We start from the raw sequence: 25,509 nt of genomic DNA, 5'->3' as shown, positions 1-25,509 counted from the left end.
AAATCTCTAGAGCGAAGGACTTCGTCGCCAGCAGCGCCGCCGCCCTCGTTCAGTGAGTGGGCTTATAGATCCTACCCCTTTTCTAAGTCAACAGCCGTTTTCAAAAAAAGCGAGATTTCTTGCATCATATTGAATTCTAAGCCGGATTTTCGGAGGCCGGGTTTTCTGCCCTCTGAATGCGCCGATAGCCGGGTCATTTTTACAGAAATAGCAGCGCGGGACGCGATGACGAGGTCCTTCGCCCTCACATCTTCACAATCGGATGGTCTCAAGGGCGAATGATTTGCGTGCGCGCACGCGGCCCATTTGACTTCCATTATTAAACTATGCACTTTTCGGCGCCAGTCAGACCTGCCCGAAGAAGCCTACCGAAAGGACGCGGATCCACCTGCCATGATGACGGAGAAGATGATGATCCGCTCGTTCGGCAACGAGCCGCCGCTTCTCGCCGATGGCAGACGTGCGCCCGACCGCCGCGAAGTTTCACTACGTTGGCTTTCGGGTACGTTCCTCACCGGCATCACCTCAAGCGTGCTGATGGGTGTCGCGTTGTTTGCGGCACTCGACGGGCGCCAGCAGCTGGCGATCCCCGCCGAGGCCTACGCCACGATCAATGCCGACGCGCATGCGGACGATACAGATGTGACGCGCGGCGGTCGGCTGATTGCCTCCGCGATCGCCGCCAAGCCGTCGGACCGCAAAATCATGGAGGTCTCCACCGTCGTCCATGAGGGCGACAAGGAAGTCGTCCGTCGCCAGCCTTTCGCGCGCGTGAAGATGACGCTTGCCGCCAACCACGTGGCGACCGAGGATTATCCAAGCTTCAATCCACTGACGATCTTCGCGGCCGACGAGCCTGACGCACAGCCGGCTGTTCGCACCGGGCAGATCTACGGCTCCGATGTCGAGTCAGAGGTCAGCTTGAAGACCGTGGCTTATCCAACGACGAAATCCGATCTTCAGGTTGCAGCCGGCCTGACCCTCGATGAGATCGAGGAGAACGTCCGCTCCAACGGTTCGGTCCTGACCGACGGTGCGGCTCAGGTGGCAGCCCTTTACTATGTTGATCCGCGCCGTTTCTCCAATGATGACAACGACGTCGATTTGGCGACCGGCCTGACAGCGCGCGTTCTCGAACAGAACATGACGGTCTCGGCGCCGGAATCGATCACGCCGCAGACGGAAGAGTTCGCCGACGACATCATTCCGGTGCGTCAGGATACGTCGATCACCAAGGCCATGGCGGATTCGGGCTACCCCGAGCCACAGGCCAAGGGCGTCTCCGGCTATTTGTCGCCGCTAATCGGATCCGACGAACTGTCCAAGGGGGACGTGCTGCGCATCGGCATCTTGCAGAGGGGCGAACAGGCGAAAATCATCCGCGTCAGCGTCTATCGCGGCACCCGTCATCTCGTCACCGTGGCACTCGACGATCACGATCGCTTTGTTGCCGGCCGCGAACCGCCGCAGATCGACGCGGTCACCACCGCCTTCGACGACAGCTCGACATCGATCCCGTCTAACCAGAACCTGCCGCGCGTATATGACGGGATCTATCGTGCCGCACTCTCCTACGGCATGACGAAGGACATGACCGCGCTGATCATTAAGTTGCTGGCGAGCAGCGTCGATTTTCAGGCGGAACTGCGCCCCACCGATACGCTGGAAGCTTTCTTCTCGGTCGCCGATTCCAGCGGCCAGGCGACAGCCGATTCCGAGCTTCTTTATGTGAACGCCCGCTTCGGCGACACGCAGACCAACTTCTACCGCTTCCAGGATCCGGAAGACGGTTCGATCGACTACTTCGATCAGGACGGCAAGAGCATTCGGCAGTTTTTGCTGCGCAATCCAGTCCCGAACGGCATATTCAAGTCCGGCTTCGGCATGCGACGGCATCCGATCCTGGGCTTCGCACGCATGCATACGGGCGTCGATTGGGCCGCCCCGCGCGGCACGGCGATTATCGCTGTCGGTAATGGCACCGTAGAGAAGGCCGGCTGGGATTCCGGCGGCTACGGCAACCAGACGATCGTTCGCCACGCTAACGGCTATGAATCCTCCTACAATCACCAGAGCGCGATCGCCAAGGGCGTCGTTCCCGGCGCCAAGGTACGCCAGGGCCAGGTGATCGGCTGGGTTGGAACGACCGGTGAATCCACCGGCCCGCACCTGCACTACGAAATGATCGTCAACGGCACCAAGGTCGATCCGTTGCGCGTGCGCTTGCCGGGCGGCAAGTCGTTGAAGGGCGGGGCGCTGGCAAAGTTCGAGGACGAGCGGCAGCGCATCGATGCGCTGCTTGGCAACCAGCCGCCGCCGCAGGTAGCAAGCAAATAACATCCCACAAAAATGGCGGCCGAGGCCGCCATTTTCCTTCCGGGTATCCAGAGCTTACGCCGCTTCGTTGACCGCGGAATTCCGTGTGCGGAACAATAGCCGGTCGGTGCCGCTGGTGATCTTCACTGTCGATCCATCCGGCACCTGACCGGAGAGGATCTGTTCGGCGAGCGGATCCTGAACGTACTTCTGGATCACCCGCTTCAGTGGACGCGCACCATAAACAGGGTCGTAGCCCTTGTTGGCGAGCCAGTTGCGGGCATCGTCGTCGAGCTCAAGCGTGATCTTGCGCTCGGCAAGCAGTGCCACCAGGCGCTTCAGCTGGATATCGACGATCGCGCCCATTTCCTCGCGCTTCAGGCGGTGGAACAGGATGATCTCATCGATACGGTTCAAGAATTCCGGCCGGAAATGACCGCGCACGACCTCCATCACCTGTTCACGAACCGCTTCGCTGTCGTCCCCGTCCTTCAGCTGGGTCAGGTACTCGGCACCGAGGTTCGACGTCATGATGATCATCGTGTTGCGGAAATCGACCGTCCGGCCCTGCCCATCGGTCAGTCGACCATCGTCCAGAACCTGCAGCAGGATGTTGAAGACATCGGGATGCGCCTTCTCGATCTCGTCGAACAAGACAACCTGATACGGCCTCCGGCGCACGGCTTCCGTCAGCGCGCCGCCTTCATCATAACCGACATAGCCGGGAGGCGCACCGATGAGCCGGGCCACGGAGTGCTTCTCCATGTATTCCGACATATCCATGCGCACCATCGCCGTTTCGTCGTCGAAGAGGAAGCGGGCAAGCGCCTTGGTCAGCTCCGTTTTGCCGACGCCGGTCGGACCGAGGAAGATGAACGAGCCGATCGGCCGGTTCGGATCCTGCAGACCGGCGCGCGCACGGCGCACGGCACGCGACACGGCCTGAACCGCATCGCCTTGGCCGATCACCGATTTCGCCAGCTCGTCTTCCATCCTGAGCAACTTGTCGCGTTCGCCTTCCAGCATCTTGTCGACGGGGATACCGGTCCAGCGGGAAACGACATGCGCGATGTTGTCGGGGGTCACGACCTCCTGCACCATGGCGCTGCGATCGCTGTCCTGCTGTTCGGCTTCGCCAAGCTTCTTTTCCAGGTCCGGAATGACGCCGTAGGTGAGTTCGCCGGCGCGCTGGAACTCGCCCTTGCGCTGAGCGATCGCCAGATCGTTGCGGGCTTCGTCCAACTGCTTCTTCAGGTCTGCCGCCAGGCCAAGCTTCTGCTTTTCCGCCTGCCAGCGGGCCGTCAGAGCGTCGGCTTCTTCCTCGAGACCGGTCAGCTCTGTTTCAAGCCGCACCAGCCGGTCGGCAGACGCCGTATCGGTTTCCTTCTTCAGCGCTTCGCGCTCGATTTTCAGCTGCATGATGCGGCGATCGAGTTCGTCCAGCTCCTCGGGCTTGGAATCCACCTGCATGCGCAACCGCGCAGCGGCTTCATCCATCAGGTCGATCGCCTTGTCGGGCAAGAAGCGGTCGGTAATATAGCGGTTGGAAAGCGTCGCAGCCGCAACCAGGGCCGAATCCGAGATGCGGACCTTGTGGTGCTGTTCGTATTTCTCCTTGAGACCGCGCAGGATCGAGATCGTGTCCTCGACCGTCGGCTCCTCGACCATGACTGGCTGGAAGCGGCGGGCAAGGGCCGGATCTTTTTCGACATGCTTGCGGTATTCGTCGAGCGTCGTCGCGCCGACGCAATGCAGCTCGCCGCGGGCAAGCGCGGGCTTCAGCAGGTTGGAGGCATCCATCGCCCCATCCGCCTTGCCGGCGCCGACAAGCGTGTGCATTTCGTCGATGAAGAGGATGATCTCGCCGTTTTCGGCCTGCACCTCATTCAGGACTGCCTTCAGACGCTCCTCGAACTCGCCGCGATATTTGGCGCCAGCAATCAGTGCGCCCATATCGAGCGCCATCAGCTTCTTGTCCTTGAGAGACTCGGGCACGTCGCCGTTGACGATGCGCAGCGCAAGGCCTTCGACGATGGCGGTCTTGCCGACGCCCGGCTCGCCGATCAGCACCGGATTGTTCTTCGTGCGGCGCGACAGAACCTGGATCGTGCGGCGGATTTCGTCGTCACGGCCGATGACGGGATCGAGTTTGCCTTCGCGGGCTTCGCTGGTCAGATCGCGAGCGTACTTCTTCAGCGAATCGAAGCCCTGTTCGGCGTTCGAGCTGTCTGCGGTACGGCCCTTGCGGATCTCGTTGATGACTTGGTTGAGCGCAAGCGCGGTCACGCCGGCGTTCTTCAATGTCGTGGATGTCGAGGCCGAAGTCTCGATCGCCAGAGCCTGCAACAGGCGCTCGACGGTCACGAAACTGTCGCCGGCTTTCTTCGATGCCTCTTCGGCGGTCGAAAGAACCTTGGCAAGAGGCTGCGCAAGATAGATCTGCCCGTTGCCGCCGGAGACTTTCGGCAGCTTGGCAAGTGCGGCGTCGTTGGCAAGGCGCGCGGCCTTGGGATCACCACCAGCGCGCTCGATCAGCGAAGCGGCCATACCCTGGTCGTCGTCGAGCAGGACTTTCAGAACATGCTCGGGTGTGAATTGCTGGTGCCCCTGCGCAAGCGCATAGGTCTGGGCGGACTGAATAAAACCGCGCACCCGCTCGGAGTATTTTTCGATATTCATACTGTACCTCCATAAATCGCCCTGCCCTCATAAGGCACAGGCCGATGACTGAGATTGAGCTCCCTCAAACGGCAAGCCCATCGTTCCGCCGCGTTTGGGATTTGCGGCTGACGAACTTGGGCTGGATATGGTGGAGGATTTCAAAAGTTTAAAGAGGCGATGACGCGAAAAAACCGCCGCCGTGCGACCAGGAATTAACAGGTAGCAGCGCCCGTCCGAAACCGTGAATGTGATCTACATGGGATCCATGCTGACAATCCGGCCGGAACCGTTGACCGTGCACTTGGAGCTGTACTGGCCTGTTGCCATAGTCAGCACCCAGTTGCCGCCGGACCGTCCGGCTCCGTTCACAACACTCGTGCCACGCTTGGCACTCTACAAATCATCCGTGCGTTGCACACAGGCATTCAAGGCAGGATGTTGTTCTTGACGTTATCGTGGCCCCTTGCCTGGATTTCAGCTTCAGCGACATCGGCGGGAGACTTGGCCGTGGCGGGAATGGATAGCGCGGTGAGAAGCAATGATATTGCGATCTTGCGGTTACACTGTGGCTCCACATCGAAAGGGCCCGCGCCGTTGACAAACGGCGCGGGCTAATAGCTCCCCGTTATTGCGGGGCGAGCCGCTCAAGGTCATTCAGCCGTTTCAGTGCGGCCTGCTGCCGAAGCAAGGCGTAGTTGATGCCACTTGCATTCAGTGAGCTGCCTTCCTGATAAGGAAACTGGGTAAAATCTGAGAAGAAGTCCTTGATCTTGGCTTGCACGGGAACGAGCAGCCACATGTTGCGGGCAAGGAACTCGATGGCCCCGCCCCCCTCCTTCATGCCGCGTTCGTAGGGATCCATGCGCAGGTTTGCGATGTTGGCCCAGGCCGGTATTTCACGCGTCGCCGTGGCGATGTTTCCTTCGCTGTTGATTGCAAAGCTGAGCTTCCAGTCGTTCCAGCGAATGGCGTTGAGATTGCCGCCCTGGTCAAAATAATACACTGCGTCACGTGGGCCCGTTGGAACTTCGCCCTTTAGCAATGGTCCTAGATCATAACCATCCAGGTGCACCTTGAAGTCCTTGGTGCCGGCTTTGAAGCCCGCCTTCATCTGCTCCTTGACGTCTGGTATTCCGGCAACACTTGCAAAAGTCGGCATCCAGTCCATCAACGTGACGATCTCGTTGACCTCGGTTCCGGGCTTAACGACACCCGGCCACCGAACCATCATCGGGATGCGGAAACCACCCTCCCATGTTGTCCCCTTTTCGCCGTGGAACATCGTCATTGCGCCATCTGGCCACAGAGCGAGTTCCGCGCCGTTGTCGGTGGTGTAGAGGACGATGGTGTTCTCGGCGATCCCCAGCTGATCCAACTGGTCGAGAAGCTGGCCGACGTGACCGTCGTGTTCCACCATGCCATCGGCATGGATGCCCTTGCCGGTCTTGCCAAGCGAGTCAGCCTTCAGGTGCGTGAAGACGTGCATGCGTGTCGAGTTGAACCAGCAGAAGAATGGCTTATCAGCCTTGGCTTGGCGGTCGATAAAATTCTTCGCGGCAGCCAGGAACTCCTCGTCGATCGTTTCCATGCGCTTGGTGTTGAGCTCACCAGTGTCCTCGATCTTCCCATCCGCGCTCGACTTGATCACGCCGCGCGGACCGAATTGCCGGCGGAACGCCGGATCCTTCGGGTAGAAGTAACCCTCCGGCTCTTCCTCGGCGTTGAGGTGGTAGAGATTGCCGAAGAACTCATCGAAGCCATGCTTGGTCGGCAGGTGTTGGTCCTGGTCGCCGAGGTGGTTCTTGCCGAATTGGCCGGTCGCATAGCCCTGCGTCTTCAGCACATCGGCGATGGTCGGCATCCAGTCCTGGATGCCATGCGGATCCCCGGGCATGCCGATCGTCAGCAAGCCGGTGCGGAATGGCTCCTGCCCGAGAATGAAAGAAGCGCGGCCGGCGGTGCAGCTCTGTTGACCGTATGAATCGGTAAAGATGGCTCCTTCCCTGGCGATACGATCGATATTGGGCGTGCGGTAACCCATCAGCCCCATCGTGTAGGCACTGATCTGCGGGATGCCGATGTCATCGCCGAAGATGACCAGGATGTTCGGCTTCTTGCCGGACGGCGCAGCGGTCTGAGCCTGGGCTGCGGCGGACCTCGCCATGCTGGCGACCGTGACGGCCCCAGCAGCAAGGGCGGTCGACCCTATCAGCAAGTTGCGGCGGGTAAGGTTGCTGGTGTCTGAGGAGGTTGCTCGTACGTTGTCGTCACAGGCCATGTCGCGTGTCTCCCGTCAAACGTGAACGTTTGCGATGTTGTCTGGTGATGAGATGCATTGGCACCCTCAAGTCAGGCACAGCCACGGCGAAGGCGTAAGTACGTTACAGTAAATACGCCGCACTTTAACGTTCGGCCGAGGCCGGTTTGGGGGGCGAGCCGAAACCAAAAATGCAAAAAAGGCCGCTCCGAAGAGCGACCTTTCTAAACACAAGTACGGAACGCTGAACGATCCGCTTATTCCGAAGCGGCATCGGCCAAAGCCGGGACATCATTGGAACCCGCGTCTTCGCCCTCAGCCGAAGCCTCACCTTCTGCAGCGCGACGCGGACGGCGCGGACGGCTGCCGGTAGCGCGGCGCCGAGGCTGACGCTCGCGCGGCTGACCTGCAGCACTTTCCTCGTCCATCGAGACCTCTGCCGGAATGCCTTCGATCTCCGGCTGCGGACCGCTGCCGTCGTTGACTTCGGGCTGCGGCGCAGCAGCTACAGCTTCAACCGGCGCTGCAGCTGGCTGCTGTTCCTGGCGCCGCGGCTGGCGTGCCTGGTCGTCATGACGGCGCGGCTGCTCATCGTGGCGACGCTGCGGCTGCTCGTCCGAACGGCGCTGCTGATGCTCATGTTGCTGGCGCGGCGGCTGAACGATAACGACATCATCGTTGTCGACGCCTTCGATGTCGTCGCCTTCGCGCTCCGTGCCTTCACTAAAGTCGTTGCGATCGTCGCGCTGGAAGCGTTCCTGCATCTGCGCCTGTGCGGCAGCAATGATGCGGTTGTAATGCTCAGCGTGCTGCAGGTAGTTTTCGGCGATAACACGGTCGCCCGAACTCTGCGCGTCGCGAGCGAGCTGCGCATACTTTTCGGCGATATGCTGCGCGGTACCACGGATCTTAACGTCTGGGCCGGAGCTGTCGTATGTCCGCGTCAGCGGATTGCCGCCCTTGCGGTTGAAATTGTTGTTATTGTTATTTCCACCGCCGCCGTTGTTATTGCCACGCCCGCGACCGCGCTTGTTCTGCTGTCCTGGCCTCATAGATCGTTCACCTGAATTCTCTGTTTGTTGTGGAGTTATGGCATCAACCGCCGTGGCCGGTTCACCGGCTCAGAGCCCTTGTGCCGCAAGCATACTGCGCCTTCGCGCCAACCTGCCGCTTGTTCTCAAGTCAGTTTGACTGATTCACGCATTGGGTCGTATTCAACCTTTGAAGCTCTCGTTTAAAAGAGCGGACCCCCGAGGCCGAGCTAGTATCGAACGGCTCACCGTTCTGTCCCATCTCTCCAACGCGTGGGGTCAACCTATATTGCTTCCCGTGGAAATCCAAGCCTTTTCTTCGCAATGACACCAATGTCCTGTTCGATGCATTAAGTTGTCGCGCATCACTTGAGCGCGAACACAAGCGCCCGGTCATTCTGGCCGTAATCTTTTACGGATTCCAGAAGCTTGAAGCCTTCAGCCTCGAAAACGTCCGTTACGTCGTTTCGCTGGTCGTAGCCGATCTCGAGTCCCACAACGCCGTTCGGCTTTATGAACCTTGCCGCATCCTTGGCGATGGTTCTGTAGGCGTCAAGCCCATCCCGGCCGCCATCCAGTGCGGCAAGGGGATCAAATTTCGTCACTTCGGGAGCGAGAGTGTGAACGACCTTAGAAGCGATATAGGGCGGATTTGAGACAATCGCATGAAACGTGCCGTGGATACTGTCAAACCAACTGGACTGTATGGCTTCAAAGCGATCCTGCAATCCGTTTCTTTCCGCGTTTGATTTTGCCGTCCTCAACGCGTCGGCCGATATATCGCTGCCGACACCTGACGCTTCCGGACATTCGCTCAACAGAGCTAGGCATATCGCCCCGGTTCCGGTTCCCAAATCAAGGATATGGATACGGCCGTCGGTATTTGCAAGATCGCGCAGATATGGAAGCACCGTATCGACGAGAATTTCTGTATCGGGCCTTGGCTCGAGGGTTTCCGCTGACAACGAAAGCGGCAGCCCATAGAATTCGCGTTCACCAAGAATGCGGTGAACCGGCTCATGCGCCAACCGGCGTTCGATCGCTTGTTCGATCAATATCGCCTGCTCATTGGCCACGGTCTCGCCACCGCGCGTCACGATGGCAGTCGTCGAAAGTCCAAGCAGCCCTGCGACAAGGACGCGGGCATCCGCGGCGGCGCTGTCTATTCCGACTTCGGTGAAGCGCCGGCGAGCTTCAACCAACATTTGGGAAACCGTAGGCTCGGCCCGTTTCCCGCTCATGCCGCTCATTGCTGCTCGCCGAGTTGCGCCAATTGGCTCGCCTGATAGTCGGCCATCAGCGCGTCGACCACCTCGTCGATCTCGCCGACCATCATCCGGTCCAGTTTGTAGAGGGTCAGATTGATGCGGTGATCCGTCACCCGTCCCTGTGGGAAGTTGTAGGTACGGATGCGTTCGGAACGGTCGCCGGAGCCGACTTGGCTTTTGCGGTCCGCGGAACGCTCGCTGTCGGCGCGCTGGCGCTCGGCATCATAAAGGCGCGAGCGCAGAACCTGCATCGCCTTGGCGCGGTTCTGGTGCTGCGACTTCTCGGAGCTGGTGACGACGATGCCCGTCGGCAGGTGGGTGATACGAACGGCTGAGTCCGTAGTGTTGACGTGCTGGCCGCCGGCACCAGAGGAGCGCATCGTGTCGATGCGGATGTCTTCCGGCCGGATCTCGATGTCGATCTCTTCTGCTTCCGGCAAGACCGCGACCGTCGCGGCCGAGGTATGGATACGGCCTCCCGCTTCCGTTTCCGGTACGCGCTGGACGCGGTGGACGCCGGATTCGAACTTCAGCTTGGCAAACACGCCCTTGCCGGTGATCGTCGCGATGATTTCCTTGAAGCCACCCGCTTCGCCTTCGCTCGACGACAGGACTTCCACCTTCCAGCCGTGCGCGGCGGCATAGCGCTCATACATCCGGAACAGGTCGCCGGCGAAGAGTGCGGCTTCCGAGCCGCCGGTGCCGGCGCGGATTTCCAAAATCGCGCTCTTCTCGTCGGCTGCGTCCTTCGGTAGCAACAGGATCTGGATTTCCTGCTCCAGTGCCTCCAGCCGCTCCTTCACCTCGGGCAGTTCCAGTTCGGCAAGGTCGCGCATTTCGCGGTCCACGGACTTGTCGTTCAGCAAGGTCTCAAGGTCCGCAAGCTCCGCAATCGCCTTCTCGTAGGCGCGAATCTTCGTGACGACAGGCTGCAGCTCGGAATACTCGGAGGCGAGCTTGACGTAGACTTCGGCCGAAGGACCGGCCGACATGCGCGCTTCGATCTCGCCGAAACGGCGTTCCAGCTCGCGCATCTTTTCAACGGGAAGCTTCGCCACCCTTCACTCCGATTCTGCTTGTCTTGAACTATAAAGGAATATTGTGAGCGTCGGCGAAGTGGGCAAGCACCTCGCGTATAGAGGTCGCCGACTTGGTATCGTCAAGCGCCTCGTTCATCACTTTTGCCAGCGCCTCGGCATCGAGACCGAGCAGCATCGCCTTAACAGGACCGATCGACGCCGGCGACATCGACACCGCACGGAAGCCGATGCCGAGCAGCGCCATTGCCGAGATCGGCTTGCCGGCAAGCTCGCCGCAGAGCGTCACCGGCGTGTTGTTTCGCTCACCCGCGCGTACGATGTCGCGCAGGATCCGGAGGAACGGCTTGCCAAGCGGATCGAAGCGATCGGAAACCCGTGCGTTGCCGCGGTCGACCGCCATCGAAAACTGGAAGAGGTCATTCGAGCCGACCGACACGAAGTCGACCGCCGACATCAGCTCGTCGAGCTGCCAGAGCAGCGCCGGCACCTCCAGCATCGCGCCGAACTGCAGCTTGCGCGGCAGACCGTGGCCGAAGCGGGAGAGGTGTTGAACTTCCTTCTGCAAAAGCTCACGGACCGCGGCGATCTCGGAAACCTCGGTCACCATCGGTACCATCAGCTTCAGCTCGATACCGGCCGCTGCCTTCAGCATGGCGCGCAATTGCGTGCGCAGCAGGCCCGGACGATCGAGCGACAGGCGGATCGCCCGCCAGCCAAGCGCCGGATTTTCTTCTTCATGACCACGGAAATAGGGAACGACCTTGTCGCCGCCGATATCGAGCGTACGGAAGGTGACGACCCGCCCGGCCGCCTGCTTCAGCACATTGCGATAGAACAGTTCCTGTTCCTCCGCCTTTGGCATGGTTGAGGCGATCATGAACTGCAACTCGGTACGAAACAGTCCGATGCCTTCGGCGCCCGAGTCCGAAAGCTGCGGCAAGTCCACCAGCAGCCCGGCATTCATCATCAGGGACACGCGCTGCCCGTCCTTGGTGCGCGGCTCGACGGAGCGCAGCGCCCGGAACTGCTCCTGCCGACGGGCCCGGAACCGCACCTTTTCCTCATACGAACGCTGGTGTTCGGGCATCGGGCGAAGATGCACATGCCCGCCATCCCCATCGATGATCACGGCATCGCCGTTTTCGGCAAGCGCCACCACGCCGGCTGCCTGGCCGATGACAGGAATACCCATGGCTCGCGCAACGATCACCACATGGCTCGTCACCGCGCCTTCCTCCAGCACGAGCCCGCGCACGTTGGCGCGCGGATAGTCCAACAGCTCAGCCGCACCCATCGCGCGCGCCAAGATGATGGCGTCGCTCGGGAAACCATCGCCCGCGGTGCGACCGGTGTAGCCGGTCAGCTGCCGCAGTAGCCGGTTCGCCAGATCTTCGAAATCGTGCATCCGCTCGCGCAGATAGGGATCCGTCATGCGGATCATGCGCGCCTTGGTGTCGCTCTGCACCTTCTCGACCGCGGCTTCCGCCGTCAGGCCGTTACGGATCGCTTCCTCGAGTTTGCGCACCCATCCCTGGTCATGAGCGAACATCCGATAGGTCTCGAGTACCTCGCGGTGCTCACCCTCCATCGAAACGTCGCGCTGCGACAGAAGGTCATCGATCGAGATGCGCAGCGACCCGAGCGCCTCGCCCAGACGACGGATTTCCTTCTCGGAATCCTCGTTCAGCAAGTTGGTAACGACAATGCGCGGCTCGTGCAGCACGACGTAGCCGAGGCCAATACCCTCGTTATAGGTATCGCCATCGATGGTCACCGAACGTGTGAGGTCGAGTTCAAGACCAGGCTTGGTGATCTTCTTGAGCTCGCCGGTGGCGATCATCTCGGCAAGCACCATCGCGGTCGTCTCGAGCGCTTCGAGCTCTTCTTCGCGGTAGGTGCGGCTTGCCTTGTTCTGCACGACCAGAACGCCGAGCGAACGGCCGGTGCGCAGGATCGGCACGCCAAGGAAGGAATGATAGATTTCTTCGCCGGTTTCCGGCAGGTAGCGGAAGGCGGGATGCGATTGCGCGTCGGAGAGGTTGAGCGGCTGCGCCGATGCGGCGATCGTGCCGACGAGACCCTGACCCATCTTGAGTTGGGACAGGTGGACCGCTTCCTTCTTCAGACCTTCGGTTGCATAGAGTTCGAGGACGCCGTCGGCGCGCAGGACGTAGACGGAGCAAACCTCCGCCACCATGTTGCCTGCGATCTGGCGAACGATCCGGTCGAGACGCTCCTGCGGCTCCAGCGGCTCCGCCATCAACTCGCGTAGCCGCTTGAGCAGCACGCGCGGACCGCCGGAAAGGTCTCTCATTGCGTCTCAAGCTCCAAAACAAACATCAAAGTCACACAGCCGATTGCCGCGTGACTTCTCAACTTGAACGCGCGGCAAGTCTGTTCAGAATCAGTTCTTATCTAGACCGTAGCAGGAATGCAAAGTCCTGACAGCGAGTTCCGCATAAGGACCGTCGATCAGGATGGAAATTTTGATCTCAGAGGTCGTGATGGCCTTGATGTTGATGCCCTTGTCGGCCAGCGCCTTGAACGCGGTAGCGGCAACACCGGCGTGACTACGCATACCGATACCGATGACAGACACTTTCACCAGGCCCGATTCGTTCTGAACGACATCGTAGCCGATCTTTTCCTTGTTCTCGCCAAGGACCTTGATCGCCTTGTCGACATCGCCCGACGGAACCGTGAAGGTCATGTCGGTCTTCGAGCCGTCTTCGGAGATGTTCTGGACAATCATGTCGACGTTGATGTGGCTTTCGGCCAGCGGTCCGAAGATCGCGGCGGAAACACCCGGCCGGTCGGCAAGACGGCGAAGCGAGATCTGAGCCTCATCCTTGGCATAGGCGATGCCGGTGACTACTTCCTGTTCCACGATTTCATCCTCGTCACAAATCAGCGTTCCGGGCGGATTCAAGAAGTCACCCATGCCCGGAGCATCGGGATCTTCAAAAGAGGAGCGCACGAAGGTACGGACCTTGTGCACCATGGCAAGCTCGACAGAGCGAACCTGCAGGACCTTAGCGCCGAGCGAGGCCATTTCGAGCATTTCCTCGAAAGCGATCTTCTTCAGGCGGCGCGCCTGCGGCACGATGCGCGGGTCCGTCGTGTAGACGCCATCGACGTCGGTGTAGATGTCGCAGCGATCGGCCTTCAGCGCCGCAGCAACGGCAACGGCAGAGGTGTCCGACCCGCCACGACCGAGCGTCGCAATGCGATTGTCCGGACCGATGCCCTGGAAGCCGGCGATAACGGCAACCTGGCCCTCGCCCATGCGGTTGACAATGTCGGCACCGTCGATTTCCTGAATGCGGGCAGCACCGTGAGCATTGTCCGTGCGGATGGCGATCTGCCAACCCTGCCAGGAGCGCGCATTGATATCCATCGCCTGCAGCGCGATTGCCAACAGCCCGGCTGTCACCTGCTCGCCTGATGCAACGACAGCATCATATTCACGCGCATCGTAAAACGGGGAATTTGCGCCGACGACCTTCGGCATGTTCTGCACCCAGCCAACGAGCTCGTTGGTCTTGCCGGACATGGCCGAGACAACGACCGCCACTTCATGGCCGGCATCGACTTCACGTTTCACATGGCGGGCAACGTTCTTGATGCGGTCCAGATCAGCGACGGAGGTTCCGCCGAATTTCATTACGATGCGTGCCATATGCCTCTACCACGACCTAGTGCCGAGAGAGACCAAAGCCAGACCCGGCATCACGAGCCCCCTGCATTGAGCCGCACGGCTGAAGAGCCAGGAATTGGGAGTTTCTGGAACCCTTCTAACGCCTTGCGCCCCCGGGGCCCAAGTTGCCGCGTCTCTTAGCGAGTTTGTGGGGGGGTGGCAAGGTGCCGAAAGGAGAATGCCGGCGTGACGGGCTGACCGTCAAAGGAGTGCGCCGATGCCATCACGCCTGTTTGCATTTTTGCCAGCCTCGACCAGCAACGCCTGGTCTTTGTGCCTTCCCTAAGGTTCGATTTCGTCTTGCAGCCTCTTGAGGATGTGGATGAGCTGCGGAGCCATTTCCCTGATCTCGGTCAGGTGAATAGCGGTCAAGCGTTTCAACACTCCCTCAGCCTTGTCAGTAAGCTCCAGTGTTTGCCGCCGTTTGTCGTTCGGATCGGCGCGGCGCGACACATAGCCGGCGCTAACCAGCCGACCGACCAGTTCCGTCGCCGAATGCGGCGCTATCAACAGTCGTTCTGCAAGCATTCCGATGGTCATCGCATCCTCGCCGCGATGACCCTTGATTGCGAGCAATGCCTGATGCTGTTGTGTCGGAAGTCCCTCTTCCTGCGCTGCGGACGTGCTGAAGTCCATGAAACGGCGCAAAGTATAACGCAAGTTGGACAAGGCTTCGTAGTCGGCGTCTGTCAGTCCTGTCCTCGGAGTCTTCAACACGTGACCTCTCGTAACCATCATTGCATCCAGGCGGCGACCTCCATTCTTCGATGATCCTGCAGGACTCGAAGGGCTAACATGAGCTCGGGTGCCATCTCCCGGATCTCATAGAGATGCGCAGGCGTCAGCCGCCGCAATATCTCTTCCGCCTTGTCTGTCAACCGCAGAATGGGCCGGCGCCTCTGTTTCACGTCGACAATGACATAGCCGTGTTCCTCAAGCGATCGCGCAAGTTCGGCAGCGGATGCGGCAGGGACAAACAATCGCTCCGCCAGCATTGAAACGCTCATCTGCCCTCCACTCCTTAGCCCTTTTATGGCAAGCAACGCCTGGTGCTGTTGCGGCGTCAATCCAAGCTCCTCCGCCGCTTTTGTGCTGAATTGGCGAAACTTCCGGATCCTGTATCTCAGGTTCGCCAGCGCCTCGTAGTCAACCTCCGACAAGCCTCCGCTTCCGCTTGACGCCATTTCGCCTCCTGAATTTCCATGTTGATTTATATCGTATCACGATATATTTGCGACATCGAACAAAAGTGCTGCAACAGGACCCGCGATGCCCCAGCAACCGACGACCCACCGACCACACGACTTCACCGGCGGCCTCTCAAGGCGTGAGGCAGGAGATTTCACCACGGATAGACGCGTTCTCGCACTTGTCGGCATGGCCGTGGTCATTGGCTCGGGTGGTGCATTTGCCGCCTGGGGCCTCGTGAGCCTGATATCGTTGGTTACGAACCTGGTGTGGTTCGGACGCTTCAGCATCGCTGCCACGTCGCTTACGCATGCGCCGCGCTCCGCTTGGATGGTTGCGATTCCGGTCCTCGGTGGCCTAGTCATCGGGTTGATGGCGCGCTTCGGATCGGAAAAGATCCGCGGCCACGGTATCCCCGAAGCTATCGAGGCGATCCTCATAGGCGGCAGCCGTATGTCGCCGAAGGTGGCGGTCCTCAAGCCGCTATCCTCGGCGATCTCCATTGGCACCGGCGGACCCTTCGGTGCGGAAGGTCCGATCATCATGACGGGCGGCGCCATCGGATCGCTGTTCGCGCAGTGTTTCCATTTGAGCGCGGCGGAACGCAAGACCCTCCTCGTCGCCGGTGCGGCGGCCGGTATGACGGCAATCTTCGGCTCCCCGGTTGCCGCAATCATGCTCGCCGTCGAATTGCTGCTTTTCGAATGGAAGCCTCGAAGCTTCATCCCGGTTGCCATCGCCGCCTGCGTGTCGATCTGCTGGCGCCCCTTCCTCTTTGAAGCAGGCCCCCTTTTCCCCAAGCAGTTTCACATGGACCTTTCCTGGTGGGGCATCGGGATTTGTGCCGCAATGGGCATCGTCGCCGGCCTGCAATCCGGCCTCCTGACGACGCTGCTCTACAAGATCGAAGATCTCTTCGAGGCACTGCCGATCCACTGGATGTGGTGGCCGGCAATCGGCGGACTGTTCATCGGCTTCGGTGGCTTGATCGAGCCTCGCGCCCTGGGCGTCGGCTACGACATTATCGACGGATTGCTCAACAGCACGCTTTTGCCGCCGGCGGTGTTGGCGATCCTGCTTGTGAAGTCAGCCATCTGGCTCGTGGCTCTGTCTTCAGGCACTTCGGGCGGTGTGCTTGCGCCACTATTGATCTTCGGAGGCGCTCTCGGCTGGCTGATCGGCCTGGCACTCCCCGGCGAGCCTGGATTCTGGGCGTTGCTTGGCATGGCTGCGATGATGGGCGGAACCATGCGGGCGCCGCTGACGGGAACCTTCTTCGCAGTCGAACTCACCGGCGACATTTCTGTGCTGGTACCGCTCTTGGCGGCGACGGTCACGGCCTACGCCGTGACCGTGCTTCTCCTTCGTCGCTCGATCCTCACGGAAAAGATCGCCAGACGTGGCCAGCACATCACGCGGGAATACGGCATCGATCCTTTCGAATTGACGCGAGCGCGCGACATCATGATCAAGGATGTCGATACGCTTTCGGCAAGGATGACAGTCGGCGAGGTCTGCGCGTTCTTCGCGACGACATCAAGAACGCACCGGGTTTATCCCGTTGTCGACGAGGAAGGCGCCCTCAAAGGGCTTGTGTCTCGTGCCGAGGCGTTGCAATGGCAACAGGAAGCCGTGCTTTCCGACCAGCGTCTTGACGACATGGTTTCGGACGCCTCCATCCCTGCGGCTCATCCAGACGATACGGCAGGATACGTTGCCGACCTGATGCTTTCGACGGACGCTGGACGCATCCCGATCGTGGACCCACAGACCGCCAAGCTTGACGGCTTGATTGCGCGGAAGGACCTGCTGCGCCTTCGCCGCACCCTGCGGGCGGCAGAGACCGAGCGAAAACCCTTTCTCGGACCACGGACGGCAAACGGCGAATAGTTACGATGCAGCCACCTGTTCTGACGCGCATACCCATCGAGGGCTTTCGCCTAGGCAATTGGCCCTGAGCCGTCGGAATGATGTTGCTACCTGCTCGAAAGATGCAGTTCCATCGCACTCCAGAAAACAAGCGGCCTGGTCTCTCCCTAAATCCGGCGCCGGAGTTTGGACAGGCGCACCCGAGGGCTCCGATGCGCTTTGCAGAGGTGCCGCTCAAGGCGCCCGATCGCCGAAACAATCCCGCTGAAGTCGTCAACTCGCGCCAATACCAAGTTTTGACTTCACAGTTTCTTAATTAGCCATCAGTTACCCTAAGTTGTTCGATAAGGGGCTGTGGCACAACGTGAACCGCATGAAGTGGGATCGGACGCGACAATCAGATACGTTGCATTCTTCAAGGTTTACCTGTCCGACCATCGTCTCAGGTGCGATGCCTGTGACGCTTCCACCGAAAGTCGTTGCACATGGCAGTTGTAATGCCGCCCACAAAGCCACCTGCTCAGCAGGCTCGCAAGGAAATCTACAATATCGTATTCGCGACGTTAAACCGGCTGGAGATTGAAGCCTCGCCGGCGAACTACGAGCTCATGTACGACGTCATCAGCGGCAACAATCCGGAGCTTCGCGAAAAGTTTTCGCGCCTCCGCAAGCCGATTGCGGATCATGAGGTCGAGGCGTTGGCTCGAACCTACCTACCGCATCATTTCGGCAAATCGATTCACGACGAGTCCGCAAGCCGCCTCCAAAACGAACTGACCAGTTTGAAAGAGTCGCTGCAGTCAGGCCAAAGCTCGCTCTCGACCTTCACGAACATGCTGGGCCAGGCGACCGGGAAAATCTCCTCGATCGACCCAAGGGACACGAAGACGATGCAGTCCCACCTCGGCTCCATTCGCCAACTGAGCGAGGTCCAGCAGTCGAAGAGTGCCAAGTTGCTTGAAAACGTTTCGACACAAATCTCAACAGTTGCGGCCATTTCAGACGAAGTGGAGCAATTCGAGCGCACGAAGTTCACGCATCCGACCACGAGGCTTGCCAACCGGCGCGGATTCCACAAGAAGCTTGCCGAGCTTTACGGCGCAGAACGCTACCCGGACGATATTTCGCTTCTTTTTTGCAATCTGTTGGTTCTGACGCCCTTTGAGACCGCGGAATTCCTCAGGCTCAAGGAAGCATTCCTCGAACGCCTTGGCGCTATCGTCTCGCAAACCGTTCAGACGATGGATTTCGCCGCGTGGCTTGACCGGCCGCAGATCGGCATCATTGTCCGGACGAGCGCCGAGACGGAGGTCCAGAAGATTGCCGATCAACTGAAGAGAAGTTGCCTCGTTGCTTTTGACAGCCGACAGGGTGTGATGCCGAAAGTTATTGCCCGCTTCGGCTGCAGCACGACCCACCAGGCCGGCACGGCATCCGAACTGGTGGCGAACACTGAAAAGGCTCTTCAGACAGCGATTGACGAACAGAACGAGAAGGTAGTGTTCCTCTCGGGAGCCGCGCGCAAAGACTGGATGCTCTATCGCAGTTGACAACGTGGTGCGACGCCGGATCTCGCGGTGGTCATCACAGCCTTCGCCATTGCATAGTGTGTCAGAAAAAGGCAGCCTAGACTTGCCTGGAAACGCGCTGACGGAGGCTTGCTTGCTCCGGTCCTGTTGTGCCGCCAGGTCTCCGGCGCGAGGGCCTCGATCGGATCATGACGCGTGCGCAGCAAATAGGCGTTATCATCGGCCTTGCCATTGTCGCGGCCTTCACGATGCTGCGGGCAAGCGATCCGCCGCTTCTGCGGCAAATCCGTGACATTACCTTCGACGAGTATCAGCGCATTTCGCCGCGCGCCTTCGAGCCGACGCCGGTCCGTATCATAGACATCGACGAAGCCTCGCTCAAGGAATTCGGTCAGTGGCCCTGGCCACGCGACCGGCTTGCCCTTCTCGTGCAGCGGCTGTCGGATATGGGCGCAGCTGCGATCGCCTTCGACGTGCTGTTCGCCGAGCCAGACCGCCTGTCGCCACGCACCGTCATGCGTGATGTCGCCGGCGTCGATCCGACCCTGCTGAGCCGGCTGCCCGACAATGACGAGCTTTTCGCCGAGGCGATCGCCGGACGTCCGGTGGTGCTCGGCTTCGGCCTAACCACTGAAGGCAATTATCGACCGCCGGTCAAGGCGGGCTTTGCCTTTACCGGCGAGAGCCCTCTCCACGCTCCTCCCCGCCTGGACGCAGCGACACCAATCCGCCCGCAGTTGCAGATCAACGCGACGGGTCTCGGCCACATCAGCCTCAATCCCGGCAATCCCTCCGCAGTCGTTCGCAAGGTCCCTCTCTTTCTGACGGACGGCGAACAACTCTATCCGAATCTGGCGATCGAGGCCCTGCGTGTCGCCCAGGGCGCCTCCACCTATGTACTGGCGGCCGCTCCCGAGGCTCCCGACACGCTGACCTCGGTCAAGATTGGCGAGTTCGTCGTGCCGGTGACTGCAGGTGGGGAACTGTGGCTTTACACCAGCCCCGACATCGCCGACCGGTATATTTCCGCCGGCAAGATTCTTGCGCCGCAGGGTGTCGATCCGCAGGTCGCCGCTGCGATCGAAGGAAGTATAGTCTTCGTCGGCACGTCCTCCGCCGGTCTGCAGGACATTCGCACGACCGCCCTCGGCCAGAACGTTCCGGGGGTCTCCATGCACGCCCAGACCGTCGAGCAAATCCTGACCGGTCATTTTCTCTCCCGACCGGACTGGGCGGACGGATTGGAAATTCTTGCGATTGCCGTGCTGGGCACGATCCTGGTCGTGCTGACGACCTTCGTCAGCCCGGCCGTGGCACTCGCGTGTGGCCTGTGTATCACAGCGCTGGCGCTCGCCGCCTCCTGGTTTGCCTTTTCCGCCTGGGGCCTGCTTCTGGACCCGCTGGCTCCGATCATTGCCGGCTCGATCATCCATTTCGCCGCCACCTCGTTTCGTATCCTCGTCATCGACCGCGAGCGGCGCGAAGTCCGCCGAGCCTTCGGGCAATACCTCTCGCCCTCCCTGCTCTACAGGATCGAGCACACCCGCGATGCGATGCGCCTCGGAGGCGATGACCGCGAACTGACGGTAATGTTCGTTGACGTGCGCGGCTTCACCGAACTCAGCGAACGGCTGCAGCCCGCCGAGGTCGTCCGCTTTCTGAATACGCTGCTCGATGCCCTCAGCCGTCATGTGACTGCCAATGAAGGCACGCTCGACAAGTTTATCGGCGACTCGATCATGGCCTTCTGGAACGCCCCGGTGGATGTCGCAAACCACCCTGCCAAGGCGGTTCGCGCGGCCCTTGCCATGCGTGAAACACTTGCATCCCTCAACGCGGCGGATGCCTTCGGCTTCGGCTCGGACTATCAGGTGGGCATCGGCATCGGCATTCACACGGGGCTTGCCTGTGTGGGCAACATGGGAGCGGAGACACGCTTCAACTATTCTGCCGTCGGTGATGCCGTCAACGTCGCAGCGCGCATCGAATCTGCCTGCAAGGAGGTTGGCTTCGATATCCTCGTTTCGGAGAACACCGCTGCCGAAATGGCACAGTTCGCACTGCTCGACGCCGGGCTGCTCGGACTGAAGGGCAAGAGCAGCCGGGCACGACTATACGCTGTCGTAGGCGGCGAGCGGGTTCGGGAATCGAGTGCTTTTAGCGACATGCAGCGCATTCATACGGCGCTCGTTGCAGCGCTCCGCACTCATTCGGCGGAGAGCCGGAAAATGCTCAACGTCGCCAAACTAAAGGCGGGGGAGCTAACCGCGACACTGCCTCAGTTTTACAGCCGTCTCGGGCGCCGAGCCGACCACTTCCGTGACAGTCCCGGCAGCGATCACGACGGTACTCGCGTCGGCTTACCGCACGACGCCAAGGTGCATCTTGAACCTTAATAATTGCCGCTTCTGCCTCCACCGCCACCATAGCGACCGCCGCGATCTCGATCATTATCGTCCCCGCCACGTCCGCGATGATCCCGGTCGTCGTGGTCGCGCCCGTGGTGATCCCGGTCATGATGGTGGTGGTGGTGATGGTCAGGCTTGTCTGGCTTATCGGGTGGATCCGGCGTGTCCGGCGGCTGCTGCTGTGGCTCTGGCGCTTGAGGTGCCTGAGGGGTCGGCTGAGGCGCGGGTGGAGGTGGCGCCGGCGCGGGGGCTTGCGGAGCCGGTTGCTGCTGCCGCTGCGGCTGTGGTCGATCCTGGCGGTCCTGTCGCAAGGATGCCAGCCCGCAGCTTGTACGAATGCCGCCGAGCACGCCGGAAAGTTGCTGATCACCGGAGAGGAACGGCAGCGCGCGTGGATTGCTCAGCGTCTGCAGCGTACGACGGTCGACCTTGCTAGGATCGGTCATCCTGCCGCCGCGAGTTGCAACCACGCAGTCGCACTGCTGACGCAATTGCCGACAGCCACCCGGACCACAGAAACTCGCCGCACCACTCAGCAACACGATGGCAGTCGTCCCGTTGGGTCCGACGTAGAAGTCAAAGGCGGTACCACGTACACCAATGGTCCCTGCCGGAGTTACGATCGAGTAGGCGGACGATGCCGAATTGCCGCTGATCCACCGGAACGTGCCTTTCGCCGCCTTGATCGAAAGCCGCTTCACGGAAGCGGAATCATCGTAGACGAACTTGTCGATCACAACCGTCGAGCCAGCACCGACGGCAAGCTTCGTCCCATCCTTGAATATGAACTGCCCAAGACCCGAGGATGATGTTTTTATACGCTCGTCTCTGTGAACAGGCGATCGCACCACCAGTGGGCCGGTCTCGCCCGAGACCTCGGTCCGGATCAATGTCGCCTGACCAACAGGCTCGGCGGAAAACGCCGTCATCGGGCCAAAAAACGCAGCAAAGACACCTGCAGCGACAGCACCACAGAAGCGAAACATGACCGCCCCCCAACAAACTTTTTTTATATTAGCATATTGTTAACTTTAACGTCTCCTCATCTTCTTGGTGTAGGCTGAGCGTTTTCTCGCCTCGTCTTGGGGTTGCTTATGACGCAGCGTCTACGCCCAGCCCTTGACTTCGTCGACACTTCGTCCGACTTCACTCAGAACGAATGCGAGGAACGGAAGTATGAGCGAAGCGGCAAAGAGCACGATCGACCAGGACGAAGTGGACCGCTTCTCGGCAATGGCGGCAGAATGGTGGAGCCCCACGGGGAAGTTCAGGCCGCTGCACAAATTCAATCCCGTTCGGCTCGCCTATATCCGCGACAAGGCAGCCGAGACCTTCGGCCGCGATGTTCGCAGCGCAAGGCCGCTTGAAGGGCTTCGCGTTCTGGATATCGGTTGCGGCGGCGGTCTCCTCTCGGAGCCAGTCGCACGGATGGGAGCAACCGTCGTCGGTGCGGATCCGTCTGAAAAGAATATCGGAATTGCCTCGACGCATGCGAAGGCTTCCGGCGTCGCCGTTGACTACCGTGCAGCTACCGCCGAGCAGCTTGCAGAGGCTGGCGAGACTTTTGACATTGTTCTAAACATGGAGGTCGTCGAGCACGTCGCAGACGTCGATTTCTTCCTCAGCACCTGCGCCAAGATGGTTCGCCCCGGTGGTTTGATGTTCGTCGCAACGATCAACCGGACGATGAAGGCGGCCGCACTCGCCATCTTTGCCGCCGAGAATATCTTGCGGTGGCTGCCGCGGGGCACGCATCAATACGAGAAGCTGGTCCGCCCAGAAGAGATCGAAAAGCCTGTCACGGAAAATGGCCTCACGATTATCGACCGCACAGGCGTGTTCTTCAATCCGCTGTCAAACCAGTGGAATCTGTCGAAGGACATGGACGTGAACTACATGTTGCTGGCGAAACGCGCGGGCCCATAACATCCACGATCAGGCGCTTGCCCGGCGTCCCTGTCGCGAGCCGCAACACTCCTTGAAAGGCTTGCCCGAACCGCAAGGACACAGGTCGCGACTGCGCCGTTGCAGACGACCGATCAGTGGCACCTTCACCGCCGACGGCAGCGACGACGCCACGAAGGCCACTAGCTTTGCCGACAGGCCCGGCACTACCAGCCGACGGCCGGACTTGAAACCGCGCCAGGCGCGCTCGGCCACGTAGTCGGCGCTGAGCTTCGGCAGGATCTTGAACAGCGCGGCCCGACCCGCGCCGGAACTTTCAAGGAACTCTGTCGCCACCGGCCCGGGGGCGACGCAAGTCACCGTAACGCCGGTCGATCCGACCTCTTGATGCAAGGCCTCCGAAAAAGAGCGGACAAACGCCTTGCTGGCATAGTACAGCGCCATGTTCGGACCGGGAGTAAAGCCGGCAATGGAACCGAGATTGAGTACGCCGCCACGCCCGCGCGCCACCATTCCCGGCAGAAAATGCAGCGTCATATCCGTCAGTGCGCGGATGTTGAGGTCGACCATGCCGAGCTGGTCGGCAATAGGAAGCGTCGTTGCTGCCCCACGCAAACCATAGCCGGCGCTGTTGACCAGCACGTCACAAAACAGTCCGTTGGAAGCCAGGAATTCCTTCAATTGTGCCGATGCGTCGGTTGCACGAAGGTCAAGCGACAGCGTGAATGCCTGGCCGCCCGCCTCTTTCACATCGCTCGCCGCGGCAGCCAGTCCATCCAGCGACCGTGCAACAAGGACGACCGTCCCGTCTCGTGCAGCCACCTTCGCGATTGCCCGGCCGATGCCCCGTGATCCACCGACGACGACGACGGCGGGGCGCAATGTTTCACGCTGCTCGTCCATCATGATGCCGTTCCTGACGCAACCTCACCGGAGATCACCTCACTGGTAGCCAGGCCTAGGGCCTCATCGGCGATCGCGCCGTTCAGGATGCTCTCGAAGCGAACCAGGGCACGCGCAACGTTCGCGCCATCCATCACCCGATGGTCGTAGTGGATGCGGACCGTGACTGTCCCGTCTTCGGAAATCGGCCCATAGTTGAAAATGGTGGTCAGCGGCGTCAGCGGGTTCAAGGATTCTGCTCCGAGGCCCGAATAGACCGATAGCTGGAATGTGCCGAAACGCCGCCCGCGCTGTCGTCCAAGGTTCAGCCCGAGCCACATCAGCAGCCAGCGGATAGGGCCCGGCGCGCGGGCAAATTTCAGTGCCCTGCGAAACTCCTTGATCTCATGAATCGGCTTCGATCGGGCTGCAAGGAAGTGTTCTTCGATTTCCCCGATGGACTGATGCTCAGGATCCTTCATCGTACTCAGCAGAACGATCCGCTCGCCGTCATGCTCCCGCTCGTGCGCAACAGAGGCAACACTGACCGGATACTCATAGAGCTGCGGCCTGGGCAACTTGACATACGCGCGCCGCAGTTCCGGAACGTCCTGGCTGAGAAGCGCATAACCTTTCAGAAACAACACCGTCCACGATGTCTTGGTCTGTTGCGCCATTCTCGCCTGTTGCAGCGGCGCGAGATTCATCTGCCTCTGAACTGTGACGCGCGGCACACCGATCGAAAACCTCATCAGGTCCCCGACGAGACGCCGCGATGGCGAAAGCTTGATGGCACGTCCCCGCATCATGCGTCCTCTAATAGATGTAGGGGATGATTCGCTTCGTCCGGTCCATGTAGGCGCGATACTCCGGCCCGAAGATCTCGAGCATCATCCGCTCTTCCTTGTCCACCCGCAGAAAGAAGAGGACTGCAAAGCCGATCACCCCAGCCAGCCCAACCACCCAATTCGCCAGCAGAAACGCCTGGCCGAGCGCCATGAGCATAAAGGACGTATACATCGGGTGGCGGACGAGCGCGTAGGGGCCGTGGGAAATCAACTCATGCTTTTCGCGTATCTGCAGGGAGATCGACCAGTTCCTGCCGAGCGCCTTGTGCGTCCTGCGGAAGACCCACATGGCCGAGAAAAACAAGACTGCACCAATGATCACCGCCCACAAATGCGCCGGGTAGTCGGCAGCTTCCGGCTTCCCCGTGGCGACGTAGAAGCCCGGAATGAACGCGAGCCCGAGCAATGCGACCGAAAGGCCAACTATTTCCACGCCGGAGCGACGATCGCTAACGACCTTTGTGCGCCTCGCGCGGCGTTCCGAGGGATAGCGAATGGCATACCAAGCGATAATGCCAAGCACCCACACGATTTTACCAATGAGAGCAATGCTCAATTCAGATCACCGGAGTCCTTCGTCGATCATGCGAAGGCGATGACCTGATCGGCT

General features: G+C 60.3%; 18 protein-coding genes. 5 read left to right on the top strand and 13 right to left on the bottom strand.

The window, feature by feature from the left end:
* The first annotated feature begins 393 nt into the window (after positions 1-393).
* Positions 394-2,337, top strand: coding sequence for a M23 family metallopeptidase (locus FHT77_RS12450; RefSeq protein WP_183755318.1), 1,944 nt, complete (start codon positions 394-396; stop codon positions 2,335-2,337).
* Positions 2,338-2,391: 54 nt separating this feature from the next.
* Here FHT77_RS12450 and clpB read toward each other — a convergent pair whose 3' ends face one another.
* The 9 genes from clpB to FHT77_RS12405 all read right to left on the bottom strand — a co-directional run bounded on the left by clpB (position 2,392) and on the right by FHT77_RS12405 (position 15,454).
* Complete coding sequence (gene clpB, locus FHT77_RS12445) at positions 2,392-4,995, bottom strand: ATP-dependent chaperone ClpB (protein WP_183755317.1); 2,604 nt, start codon at positions 4,993-4,995, stop codon at positions 2,392-2,394.
* A gap of 607 nt (positions 4,996-5,602) precedes the next feature.
* Entirely contained in the window at positions 5,603-7,255 is a 1,653-nt protein-coding gene (locus FHT77_RS12440) for an arylsulfatase (protein ID WP_183755316.1), read from the bottom strand.
* 236 nt (positions 7,256-7,491) lie between these two features.
* Positions 7,492-8,286, bottom strand: a complete 795-nt coding sequence (locus FHT77_RS12435; protein ID WP_183755315.1) for a DUF4167 domain-containing protein — start codon at positions 8,284-8,286, stop codon at positions 7,492-7,494.
* A gap of 344 nt (positions 8,287-8,630) precedes the next feature.
* Positions 8,631-9,506 carry a peptide chain release factor N(5)-glutamine methyltransferase gene (gene prmC / locus FHT77_RS12430; protein ID WP_246719804.1) on the bottom strand — a complete coding sequence of 292 codons (876 nt, stop codon included), beginning with the start codon at positions 9,504-9,506 and terminating at the stop codon, positions 8,631-8,633.
* Positions 9,507-9,511: 5 nt separating this feature from the next.
* Positions 9,512-10,591, bottom strand: coding sequence for a peptide chain release factor 1 (gene prfA / locus FHT77_RS12425; protein ID WP_016556369.1), 1,080 nt, complete (start codon positions 10,589-10,591; stop codon positions 9,512-9,514).
* 28 nt (positions 10,592-10,619) lie between these two features.
* Complete coding sequence (gene ptsP, locus FHT77_RS12420) at positions 10,620-12,887, bottom strand: phosphoenolpyruvate--protein phosphotransferase (RefSeq protein ID WP_183755313.1); 2,268 nt, start codon at positions 12,885-12,887, stop codon at positions 10,620-10,622.
* Positions 12,888-12,977: 90 nt separating this feature from the next.
* On the bottom strand, positions 12,978-14,252 hold the full coding sequence (locus tag FHT77_RS12415; protein WP_183755312.1) for an aspartate kinase: 1,275 nt from the start codon (positions 14,250-14,252) through the stop codon (positions 12,978-12,980).
* A gap of 300 nt (positions 14,253-14,552) precedes the next feature.
* On the bottom strand, positions 14,553-15,005 hold the full coding sequence (locus FHT77_RS12410; protein ID WP_183755311.1) for a MarR family transcriptional regulator: 453 nt from the start codon (positions 15,003-15,005) through the stop codon (positions 14,553-14,555).
* Positions 15,005-15,454, bottom strand: coding sequence for a MarR family winged helix-turn-helix transcriptional regulator (locus FHT77_RS12405; protein WP_183755310.1), 450 nt, complete (start codon positions 15,452-15,454; stop codon positions 15,005-15,007). Before FHT77_RS12405 ends, FHT77_RS12410 begins: the two co-directional genes overlap by 1 nt.
* Before the next feature lie 85 nt (positions 15,455-15,539).
* On the opposite strand from FHT77_RS12405, the gene FHT77_RS12400 reads away from it, so the two are divergent.
* The 3 genes from FHT77_RS12400 (at position 15,540) to FHT77_RS12390 (ending at position 21,252) form a co-directional block, all read left to right on the top strand.
* On the top strand, positions 15,540-17,348 hold the full coding sequence (locus FHT77_RS12400) for a chloride channel protein (protein WP_183755309.1): 1,809 nt from the start codon (positions 15,540-15,542) through the stop codon (positions 17,346-17,348).
* Between the two features lie 476 nt (positions 17,349-17,824).
* The gene (locus FHT77_RS12395; RefSeq protein ID WP_310503128.1) at positions 17,825-18,877 is read left to right on the top strand and encodes a diguanylate cyclase domain-containing protein; all 1,053 of its coding nucleotides are present in this window, start codon (positions 17,825-17,827) and stop codon (positions 18,875-18,877) included.
* Positions 18,878-19,044: 167 nt separating this feature from the next.
* Complete coding sequence (locus tag FHT77_RS12390) at positions 19,045-21,252, top strand: CHASE2 domain-containing protein (RefSeq protein WP_183755307.1); 2,208 nt, start codon at positions 19,045-19,047, stop codon at positions 21,250-21,252.
* Here the strand turns inward: FHT77_RS12390 and FHT77_RS12385 are convergent.
* Positions 21,249-22,250, bottom strand: a complete 1,002-nt coding sequence (locus FHT77_RS12385) for a FecR domain-containing protein (RefSeq protein ID WP_183755306.1) — start codon at positions 22,248-22,250, stop codon at positions 21,249-21,251. The two genes, FHT77_RS12390 and FHT77_RS12385, sit on opposite strands and share 4 nt — an antisense overlap.
* A gap of 190 nt (positions 22,251-22,440) precedes the next feature.
* Here FHT77_RS12385 and ubiG point away from each other — a divergent pair, with 190 nt between their 5' ends.
* Positions 22,441-23,190: a bifunctional 2-polyprenyl-6-hydroxyphenol methylase/3-demethylubiquinol 3-O-methyltransferase UbiG gene (gene ubiG, locus FHT77_RS12380; protein WP_183755305.1), complete on the top strand. Its 750-nt coding sequence runs from the start codon at positions 22,441-22,443 to the stop codon at positions 23,188-23,190.
* Between the two features lie 9 nt (positions 23,191-23,199).
* On the opposite strand, the gene FHT77_RS12375 is transcribed toward ubiG, so the two are convergent.
* From FHT77_RS12375 to FHT77_RS12365, 3 genes are read right to left on the bottom strand one after another with little or no spacing between them, the layout of a single operon-like run.
* Positions 23,200-24,075, bottom strand: a complete 876-nt coding sequence (locus tag FHT77_RS12375; protein WP_183755304.1) for an SDR family NAD(P)-dependent oxidoreductase — start codon at positions 24,073-24,075, stop codon at positions 23,200-23,202.
* The gene (locus tag FHT77_RS12370; RefSeq protein WP_183755335.1) at positions 24,072-24,857 is read right to left on the bottom strand and encodes a hypothetical protein; all 786 of its coding nucleotides are present in this window, start codon (positions 24,855-24,857) and stop codon (positions 24,072-24,074) included. The genes FHT77_RS12375 and FHT77_RS12370 overlap by 4 nt, the downstream gene beginning before the upstream one ends.
* Before the next feature lie 10 nt (positions 24,858-24,867).
* Positions 24,868-25,455 (bottom strand): protein-S-isoprenylcysteine O-methyltransferase, encoded by a 588-nt coding sequence (locus tag FHT77_RS12365; protein WP_183755303.1) that lies wholly within the window; start codon positions 25,453-25,455, stop codon positions 24,868-24,870.
* Between the last annotated feature and the right edge of the window lie 54 nt (positions 25,456-25,509).

The organism is Rhizobium sp. BK181 (assembly GCF_014193305.1).
In the GTDB taxonomy this organism is placed as follows: Bacteria; Pseudomonadota; Alphaproteobacteria; order Rhizobiales; family Rhizobiaceae; genus Rhizobium.
Note: the sequence above shows the minus strand (reverse complement) of the source record. Positions and strands in the feature narration are given on the sequence as shown.

Bases quoted from the DNA above. Each gene is read 5' to 3' on its own strand.
- FHT77_RS12450 (WP_183755318.1), top strand. From the start codon at position 394: ATGATGACGGAGAAGATGATGATCCGCTCGTTCGGCAACGAGCCGCCG.
- clpB (WP_183755317.1), bottom strand. From the start codon at position 4,995: ATGAATATCGAAAAATACTCCGAGCGGGTGCGCGGTTTTATTCAGTCC.
- FHT77_RS12440 (WP_183755316.1), bottom strand. From the start codon at position 7,255: ATGGCCTGTGACGACAACGTACGAGCAACCTCCTCAGACACCAGCAAC.
- FHT77_RS12435 (WP_183755315.1), bottom strand. From the start codon at position 8,286: ATGAGGCCAGGACAGCAGAACAAGCGCGGTCGCGGGCGTGGCAATAAC.
- prmC (WP_246719804.1), bottom strand. From the start codon at position 9,506: ATGAGCGGGAAACGGGCCGAGCCTACGGTTTCCCAAATGTTGGTTGAA.
- ptsP (WP_183755313.1), bottom strand. From the start codon at position 12,887: ATGAGAGACCTTTCCGGCGGTCCGCGCGTGCTGCTCAAGCGGCTACGC.
- FHT77_RS12415 (WP_183755312.1), bottom strand. From the start codon at position 14,252: ATGGCACGCATCGTAATGAAATTCGGCGGAACCTCCGTCGCTGATCTG.
- FHT77_RS12410 (WP_183755311.1), bottom strand. From the start codon at position 15,005: ATGGTTACGAGAGGTCACGTGTTGAAGACTCCGAGGACAGGACTGACA.
- FHT77_RS12405 (WP_183755310.1), bottom strand. From the start codon at position 15,454: ATGGCGTCAAGCGGAAGCGGAGGCTTGTCGGAGGTTGACTACGAGGCG.
- FHT77_RS12400 (WP_183755309.1), top strand. From the start codon at position 15,540: ATGCCCCAGCAACCGACGACCCACCGACCACACGACTTCACCGGCGGC.
- FHT77_RS12395 (WP_310503128.1), top strand. From the start codon at position 17,825: ATGCCGCCCACAAAGCCACCTGCTCAGCAGGCTCGCAAGGAAATCTAC.
- FHT77_RS12390 (WP_183755307.1), top strand. From the start codon at position 19,045: ATGACGCGTGCGCAGCAAATAGGCGTTATCATCGGCCTTGCCATTGTC.
- FHT77_RS12385 (WP_183755306.1), bottom strand. From the start codon at position 22,250: ATGTTTCGCTTCTGTGGTGCTGTCGCTGCAGGTGTCTTTGCTGCGTTT.
- ubiG (WP_183755305.1), top strand. From the start codon at position 22,441: ATGAGCGAAGCGGCAAAGAGCACGATCGACCAGGACGAAGTGGACCGC.
- FHT77_RS12375 (WP_183755304.1), bottom strand. From the start codon at position 24,075: ATGATGGACGAGCAGCGTGAAACATTGCGCCCCGCCGTCGTCGTCGTC.
- FHT77_RS12370 (WP_183755335.1), bottom strand. From the start codon at position 24,857: ATGCGGGGACGTGCCATCAAGCTTTCGCCATCGCGGCGTCTCGTCGGG.